9 protein-coding genes and 1 pseudogene are annotated in these 7,933 nt (G+C 44.2%); 2 read left to right on the forward strand and 8 right to left on the reverse strand.

Annotated elements, in window-relative coordinates; genetic code table 11:
* The 8 genes from gspL to gspE all read right to left on the reverse strand — a co-directional run.
* A partial coding sequence (gspL, locus tag A3766_RS15090) for a type II secretion system protein GspL (RefSeq protein ID WP_231882906.1) occupies window positions 1-378 on the reverse strand: 378 nt, incomplete at its 3' end.
* 40 nt (window positions 379-418) lie between these two features.
* The gene (gene gspK / locus A3766_RS15095) at window positions 419-1,435 is read right to left on the reverse strand and encodes a type II secretion system minor pseudopilin GspK (protein WP_068511059.1); all 1,017 of its coding nucleotides are present in this window, start codon (window positions 1,433-1,435) and stop codon (window positions 419-421) included.
* On the reverse strand, window positions 1,435-2,166 hold the full coding sequence (gene gspJ / locus A3766_RS15100; protein ID WP_068511061.1) for a type II secretion system minor pseudopilin GspJ: 732 nt from the start codon (window positions 2,164-2,166) through the stop codon (window positions 1,435-1,437). Before gspJ ends, gspK begins: the two co-directional genes overlap by 1 nt.
* Entirely contained in the window at window positions 2,166-2,576 is a 411-nt protein-coding gene (gene gspI / locus A3766_RS15105; protein WP_068511063.1) for a type II secretion system minor pseudopilin GspI, read from the reverse strand. Before gspI ends, gspJ begins: the two co-directional genes overlap by 1 nt.
* The gene (gene gspH / locus A3766_RS15110; protein WP_068511066.1) at window positions 2,576-3,166 is read right to left on the reverse strand and encodes a type II secretion system minor pseudopilin GspH; all 591 of its coding nucleotides are present in this window, start codon (window positions 3,164-3,166) and stop codon (window positions 2,576-2,578) included. The genes gspI and gspH overlap by 1 nt, the downstream gene beginning before the upstream one ends.
* 70 nt (window positions 3,167-3,236) lie before the next feature.
* Window positions 3,237-3,674, reverse strand: coding sequence for a type II secretion system major pseudopilin GspG (gene gspG / locus A3766_RS15115; RefSeq protein WP_068511068.1), 438 nt, complete (start codon window positions 3,672-3,674; stop codon window positions 3,237-3,239).
* A gap of 82 nt (window positions 3,675-3,756) precedes the next feature.
* Window positions 3,757-4,968, reverse strand: coding sequence for a type II secretion system inner membrane protein GspF (gene gspF / locus A3766_RS15120; RefSeq protein WP_068511069.1), 1,212 nt, complete (start codon window positions 4,966-4,968; stop codon window positions 3,757-3,759).
* A 2-nt stretch (window positions 4,969-4,970) separates the two neighbouring features.
* Window positions 4,971-6,455 (reverse strand): type II secretion system ATPase GspE, encoded by a 1,485-nt coding sequence (gene gspE / locus A3766_RS15125; RefSeq protein ID WP_068511084.1) that lies wholly within the window; start codon window positions 6,453-6,455, stop codon window positions 4,971-4,973.
* 504 nt (window positions 6,456-6,959) lie between these two features.
* Here gspE and A3766_RS15130 point away from each other — a divergent pair.
* Together A3766_RS15130 and A3766_RS32025 are read left to right on the forward strand one after the other, a co-directional pair.
* Complete coding sequence (locus tag A3766_RS15130; RefSeq protein ID WP_068511072.1) at window positions 6,960-7,604, forward strand: type II secretion system protein N; 645 nt, start codon at window positions 6,960-6,962, stop codon at window positions 7,602-7,604.
* Window positions 7,605-7,610: 6 nt separating this feature from the next.
* Window positions 7,611-7,933 (forward strand): annotated as a pseudogene (locus tag A3766_RS32025) (hypothetical protein); the annotation flags it as partial.

Genomic DNA, 7,933 nt, shown 5'->3' on the forward strand with positions numbered 1-7,933 from the left:
ATTTGACTCGAACAAAGAGTGGTCGATATTAATGACCGAGTAAGCGCCTCGTTTGCTTTTTGGCCCCAAACAAATATGTATTTGCTCAATATCTTGCGCAACCTGCTCTTCTACTGCAAAGGGTAGCGCTTGCTGCAGGTAACGAGCCTGACCTCCTGGCAGACTCACTTCGCTTACAAAGGCGGCTGAAGAAGGCCAAAGCGCAATCAGTTCAACATTCTCGATACCATTCTGCATTAAGGTCTGATCGATTATTTCCAGACTCGAACGCGCGCCATATTTAAGTTGCTCACCAGCAATATCATAGAGCGCCCATTCATATAACGCTCCTTCTACCTGATGTACTTTATGTGGCCTTACAAACAATGTATTTGGCATGAGTTTACTCTATCTGTTTTGAACGACGCTAATCGTTTTATTATAGCGCCACTTGCTCTTTGGTAATTAAATATTTTTGGCCCTGGTTACGACTAAGAACCTGTAAAGACCCGTCTTCGTTACTCCGATAGAGTACACTTCTTAACCTGACCGTGCGCTCGGAAAGTGTCACTTCGGTCGCTAACTCGTAAAAGTCAGATCGAACCCCGATGTAATTAAAGTTTATTTTTCCATCCGCAACTAAAGTCTCAGCCTTAAACTCGTCAATATTCTTCCAGGCCTTATCCTGACGAGCTTCTACCAAGCTATCTGCCTGGGCATCAGTAAGGGTTTCACTTAAACTCTGTAAAACTTCCGCTGTTGCAGTATTTACATTAACGGGAGCCCAACCCTGAGGCAATACAGTGACATGCTCTAATAGTTTTTTGAAGTCTTCATTACTGATTGTGGGAAGTAATCGTAATTCTGATATATCGAGCATAGGCTGGCCAGCATTTCTATAAGGAGGGTCTAAGGACAAATACTCGCCATCTTCCGCCCCATCAAAACCACTTGAGTCCTGATTTTCATCAAGCCAGTCAATAATTTGCTCAAGCTTTACCGTTTCGATCGCCAAACGATTAAATAAACGAGTGAAGCGTTCCTTCATTACAGGGATAACTTCCCCTGTCACACTGACTAGGTCATTTAGATTCAGCTTCCCTTGAACATCATTAAACTGTGACGAAACAATTGCACCTTCATAGGGTCTTGTTAAAGAGGACTCAAGAAAGGCTAGGTCATCATAGAATTCTTTTTCTACATCTTTATCATTATCCCAATCATCTTTTAGCCACCACTTTGCATATAACTCGGAGCCAATCGCGTATTGATACGCTTGAGACTGGGCAAATAAATTACCGGCCTGCTGAACAAAAATACTCTGTCTGTTGTACATACCGACAGACAGTATAGAAACTAATGCGAAAACAAAGATGACAATCATCAAGGCGACCCCGCCCTGTTTTTTAACTGAGCATGGGTACTGAATACCGTATGTTCTATATAGCAGAGGCATCAGTCTTTAGCCTTCTGGCCATCAAGACCGTTATCTGAAGATGCGCCGCCACTTAATTCAAGCTCTTTGCCGGAAAAATAGCTCCCTACCTCAAACAAGCGCTTCACCTTGCCGAAGCGTTTATGTGCTATTTCGATTTCAATTGCCTTGGGTAAGCTGTTGTTTGTTTGACGCGGGTCAGGTGAAGTGGTCTCGCTGTCAAGCGATTCAACAGGCCACTTACCCACCCATGCATCGCTCTCATTCAAAAAACGAAAATCAAGAGATTCAATATCGTTTAAGAGAGTCTTTCGAATGCTTTCACTGTCCTGAGTCTGATCAAGCGCTGTCCAGTAGTGCCTTACAAGCTTTTCACTATCCAGCTCGTAGGCGACACGTTGAATCTCGGAACGCTTATCGTCTAAAGGATTACGCCAGCCTACTCGGCTAAATTGGATTTTATAAAAATCAGAGCTGCTATCCAGTGCGTTTTGATAGTCGCCATACTCGTCTCGTATCGAACGACCAATGACTTGCGAAAGGTCGCGCTTAACGATCAGCATTGCTTTTTGAATTTGATTCAGCTCTTCGAGATGAACCTGAGTACGATCACTACTTGTGATCGCTGAGTTCAATACCTGCCAGGCGCCCAAACCAATTAATGCAGTAATACCTATCGCGATAAGGACTTCTAGCAATGTGAAGCCTTGTTGAGATGCAAGGGCTTGCTTGATTTTGGTGGAATCCAGCATTAGTAGCGCCCTAACATACTGGAAAGTGTTAGTTTTTTGCTCTTATCGCCACTCTGCTCATCGATAAGATAGACATCTACGTCGAGCTTGTTGATATCGGCATTTGCTGTTTTGCTAACCTTAGAAACCACCTGCCATTCTTGATTCGCAAACTCGATCTCTTCTTTATATTCTTTAATTGCAGGCAGTGATTTTGAAAGCTGAAGCTCTGTGATCTTATTTTCCGCAATCCAAGAAGCAACTATCTTATGCCTTACGTTAAAATATTGGCTAACGGTTGATGCCGTCACCTCTTGTTGAATCATGGCTACCGAGACGAAGACCAGCATAGCCATCATTACTTCTAAAAGTGTGAAGCCCGCATGCTTGGTTATCTTAGAAAGATTACGTTGCCTGATAGACCTATGCATTAGCCTGCATCCTCATCCTGTTGCAGGAAGGGTACAACAATCTCACCTTGCTCATCAGTCTTGATTTCGATCCGGCTATCGCTGTCGCCCATGAGTTGAACACCAATAACAAACTGATCAACTTCACCACTGGATAGCAGCATAAAACTAGGTTTTTTTGAGGATTCTTCAATTTCCAGAGTGTCAGTGTTGCCGATATACTCGCCTGATACAGAGGTGCCGAGGATTTCGCGCCCTTTCCCTTCCCGCTGAAAGTCTAATGTTAACCACTCGGGCAAACTTCGGGGTCGTAAGGCTTGCTTAGTAGAGCTTTCCCACTTTGAAGCTTCTTCGTCCCAAACCAGAAATTCGTAGCCTTCATCCTCAATCAATACGCCAATTTCTTCATTGGAGTAAATAGCCTCATCGGCAGCAAGACGAAGCAAGGCTTGCATACGAGTTACCTCGTTGATCATTTCGCGCGTCTGATTACCACCGCCAACCGTCATTAAGGCGAGAGACGAGATTAAACCAAGCAAAACCAGAACAACCAGCAACTCAATCAAAGTAAAACCACGACCGCTAACGGTTGAGGTTTTAGACCCGATCACTGGCCTAACCCTAGCGAACATTCCCTTAAGGGGAAGCATATAATGTTTACTCTTCCATCACGCCGTCTGATTAATTCATATCGTGATTGCTGATATCTTCACCACCATCTGTACCACCTTCACGCCCATCGGGACCAAAAGAGTACAAATCATAAGGGCCTTCAGAACCTGGGCTGACATATTGATACTCATTCTTCCATGGGTCGATTGGAACATTTGGAAGGTAACCATCCTTGCTCCAGTTTTTTGCTTCTGGTGAACCGGAAGGTTTATTAACTAGTGCCTCCAAACCTTGTTCCGTACTTGGGTAAGAGAAGTTATCTAGCTTATACATATCTAAAGCATTACCAATATTACGGATCTGGGTTTTAGCGACGCCAATTCTGGCTTCTTCGCCTCGGCCAAGAATATTGGGTGCCACAACCGCCACTAAAAGACCTAGGATCACCATGACCACCATTATCTCGATTAGCGTGAAACCGGATTGCTTAACATGTGAACGTTTCATCTTACTTCCTTATCTAAGTAGGTATTTATAATTTCTTGTGATAACTGCACAACCAAAGTGGCCGACGATTTTATACCAAAATCTATGCAACCAAATTACTCATATTCAATATAGGCAACATAATCGCCAAGACAATGACCAAAACCACGCCGCCCATAAAGAGCAACATGAGCGGTTCAAACAAACCAACGATTGTTTCGATTAGTCCTTGCAGATCGCTTTCCTGATGCCGTGCTGTTCTTTCAAGCATTTCATCCAACTCGCCACTAGACTCGCCGCTGGCGATCATATGAATCATCATTGGTGGAAAGTAGCCTGTTTGCTCAAGAGAATTGTGCAAGTTTGCACCTTCACTCACTTTCTGCGCTGCTTCAGCTAAGGATGCTTTGAGGCAATCGTTTGTTAAGACCTCGGAAGATATGCGCATCGCATCAACTAAAGGCACGCCGCTACTATTAAGGATACTAAGCGTACTAGCAAATTGAGAGGTATTGGAGCCCCTCGAAATCTTTTGAATAAATGGCATACCTAACAAGCGCTTATGATACGCAAAGCGGAAGCCATCTTTCTTTAGCATGACCTTAAAGCCCATACCGGCCAAGATAAGGATAATGAGTATCAGCAAACCCCAGTCACCCAAGAAATCGCTCACGGCTAAAAGGCCCTGAGTCAGTGATGGTAGGTCTTGTCCGTTGTTAACGAACACCTCAATGATATCTGGCACAACATAGGTCAATAGAAATACAACGATTGAAACAGCAACGAAGCAAAGTATTACAGGGTATATCGCAGCCAGCTGTATCTTTTGGCGTGCTTGTTGACGTGCTTCGGTATAATCGGCCAGCCGGTTAAGCACCAGGTCAAGGTGACCGGCATGCTCGCCTGCAGCAACCGTAGAGCGATAAAGATTAGGGAAAGCAGCCGGGAATTCAGCAAGGCTATCGGCAAGCGTATAACCTTCTAGTACTTTTGCTCTAACCGCCAGCAACATACTACGAACGTTTGTTTTCTCGCTTTGACTAGCCACCGCACTAAGCGTCTCTTCAATAGGAATACCTGACTGAATCAACGTAGCGATCTGACGGGTAAGTAACGACAGCTCTTTGACACTCAACCTACGCCTTGAGGAACCGCCACCGCTATTGCTCTTTTTCTCAGAACTTTGTTCAACTTCAAGCGGAGCTAAACCTTTTTCGCGCAGTTGCTGTCGAACCTGCCGAGCGCTGTCCGCCTCTATTACACCTTTTTTTTGCTTGCCCTTTTGGTCAAGCGCCTTGTACTCAAATGCAGCCATGACTATCCCCGATGGGTCACCCTTACCACTTCTTCAATCGTGGTAACGCCAGCCAACACCTTCTGAATACCATCATCATGTATGCTTGGACCACACTTACGTGCATAAGTTTCAAGCTCTAGCTCACCGGCTTTGCTATGAATAAGCTCACGCATCTGTTCATCTATTTGCACAAGTTCGTAGATACCAATACGGCCCTTATAACCAAGATGATTACACTCTGGGCAACCTTTTGCTTTGTAGATAGGAGGTTTCGATTGGCCAGGCCCGTGCTCTATATGCAGAAATTCGCATTCGCTGTCATCAGGCTCGTAGGGTTGACGACAGGAGGTACACAGAACACGAACCAAGCGCTGTGCCATAATACCAACAAGGCTCGAGCTAATCAGGAAAGGCTCAACCCCCATATCCATCAATCGGGTGATAGAGCCAACGGCACTATTAGTATGCAAGGTTGATAGCACCATGTGGCCGGTCAAACTGGCTTGAACCGCAATTTCAGCTGTTTCGATATCACGGATCTCACCAATCATTACCACATCAGGGTCTTGACGAAGGATCGCTCTAAGGCCTCGGGCGAAAGTCATATCCACTTTAGTATTAACCTGGGTCTGCCCAATACCTGGCAAGTTGTATTCTATAGGGTCTTCAACCGTCAGAATGTTACGGCTGCGGTCATTAATATGAGATAGACCCGCGTACAACGTAGTGGTCTTACCAGAACCGGTTGGCCCGGTAACCAGTAATATGCCATGGGGCCTCGCCAGAATACTTTTTAAAACATCTGAGTCACGCTCCGATGTTCCTAGGATATCGAGAGACAAACGCCCTGCGTTCTTATCAAGTAAACGAAGTACGATTCTCTCTCCGTTCGCTGAAGGCATTGTCGATACACGGATATCCACTTCTCTGCCACCAACACGCAATGAAATTCGACCATCTTGAGGTACACGCTTTTCAGCAATATCGAGTTTTGCCATAACCTTGATACGAGACACCAGCAAAGGCGCTAGTGCGCGCTTGGGTTTAACGATTTCTCGCAAGACTCCATCCACTCTAAAGCGAACGACAAGCTGTTTTTCAAATGTTTCTATATGCACATCTGAAGCATCATTTTTTACTGCTTCGGTCAAAATAGCATTAATTAGTCTGATGATCGGCGCATCATCTTCTTGCTCTAATAAGTCCTCGGTCTCTGGAACCGAGTTTGCCAAGCTGGCCAGATCCATATCGTCGCCCAGACCTTCGACCATCTGCATTGCTTCTGCAGAGTCATTTTGGTAAGCAAGCCCTAAAGCTTCGTCGAACTCTGCCTCATCAACTTGTTGAAAAGGAACCTCACCAAAAGTTAGACGGTTTACTTCTGCAAAAGCCTGGGAGCTAAGACCCGCCCGATAAAGAATCTCATACTCGTTATTTTGATTTTTCAACAATACTATCCCTTGCTTCTTAGCAAAGGAGAATGGCAACCGCTCAAATGGAAGCATTAAACCAGTATCTTCAACAGAGCCGGATGCGGTGCCGGACTCTTCTAAAGTCGGAATATCCGCTGCATCAGCACTATTATGTTGAGACTCTTCTATCACGGTAACCCCTTAAATTCGGTCCGCCAGGTTAGTATTATTCATAATCCCACGAGCAAGCTAAATTAAGCATTTAACTTAAGTAAGACGAGCATTGTATTGTCTTAATCTTATAAACAATAGACGATTACATTAAAACATCGTAAGACTAATATAAACGCAAAAACACGCTCTTTATTAACTAATTCATATATTTTGTCAGGATAAGCAAAATTAAGTCCTATGAAATACCAAAATACCCTGACAGAACCCCATAAAAAAAGCGCTACAGTAAAACCATTTTTTGAAGACTCTTACATAAGCAAAGCTAGATCTTGTGCTACTATAATGGCTAAGACATAAATATAAATGATCACGGCTGAAACATTGCGAAACTGTGACAGCGACGACTAATCCAGGTTTATTAACATGTTGTTTAACCGGCTTCCCTTAATATCAGCGCTCGCATTATGCGCACTTATTTGCGGAAGTATTTATATACAACTAGCCCCTATTTTCATCCAAGACCTTAAAAAAGATCTTAAGCCTACAACCCCCTCTAGCAGTGTCGCGCAAACAAATACTAACAAGCCGCAAAAAACTCACAACATCTCCAAGTTCAGCCTGTTTGGCGACGTTAACAAGGCCATAAGCAAACCAAAACCAGTCGCCAAAGACCTCCCAAAAACTAGCCTAAAACTTCTGCTTACGGGCGTCATGGCAAGCGGTAATACTGACAATGCCAGCGCCCTTATCCAAGGACCAGATAAACAAACCTTAAACTATCGAATAAATGACGAACTGCCGGGCGGTGCAACACTTAAACAAGTTTATCCAGATCGTGTCGTATTAGAACGCTCTGGGCGATTAGAAAACCTGGTATTTGTCGAACAGCGCCCTATTGGCTTTGAAAGCTATGAGCCAGTGGATGATCCTGAAATTGAGGAAACAGAGAACACCGAAAACAACCCCATCATTACAACTCGCGCAGCAAACCCGGGCAGAACGCAGGGCATAAAAGACCGTTTAAGCAAACTTCGGAAGCGAATGCTTAAAAATAGAGTAAACCAATAAGTCACAATGACTCCGATATTCAATAGCTATTGCTTAGGCCTCACTCTTTTAAGGACCCCGATTTACAAGCGGGTTGTCATAATTTTTTTTATTACGACCTGCGCCTCAGCCCTAGACCTTAACTCTAAAGTTCTCGATTTTATTGACCAGCGCTTCGGCCAGGACGCTGTTAGCCGACTCCAGCAATGGGAAAGAATCGCTAATTACAAACAAAACATTACCCATCAACAAAAGCTAAAACTTGTAAACCAGTTCTTTAATAGAGTGAAGTTCGTATCCGATCAAGAACAATGGAATAAGGAAGATTATTGGGCAACGCCATTAGAGTT

This window comes from Oleiphilus sp. HI0132 (genome assembly GCF_001635845.1).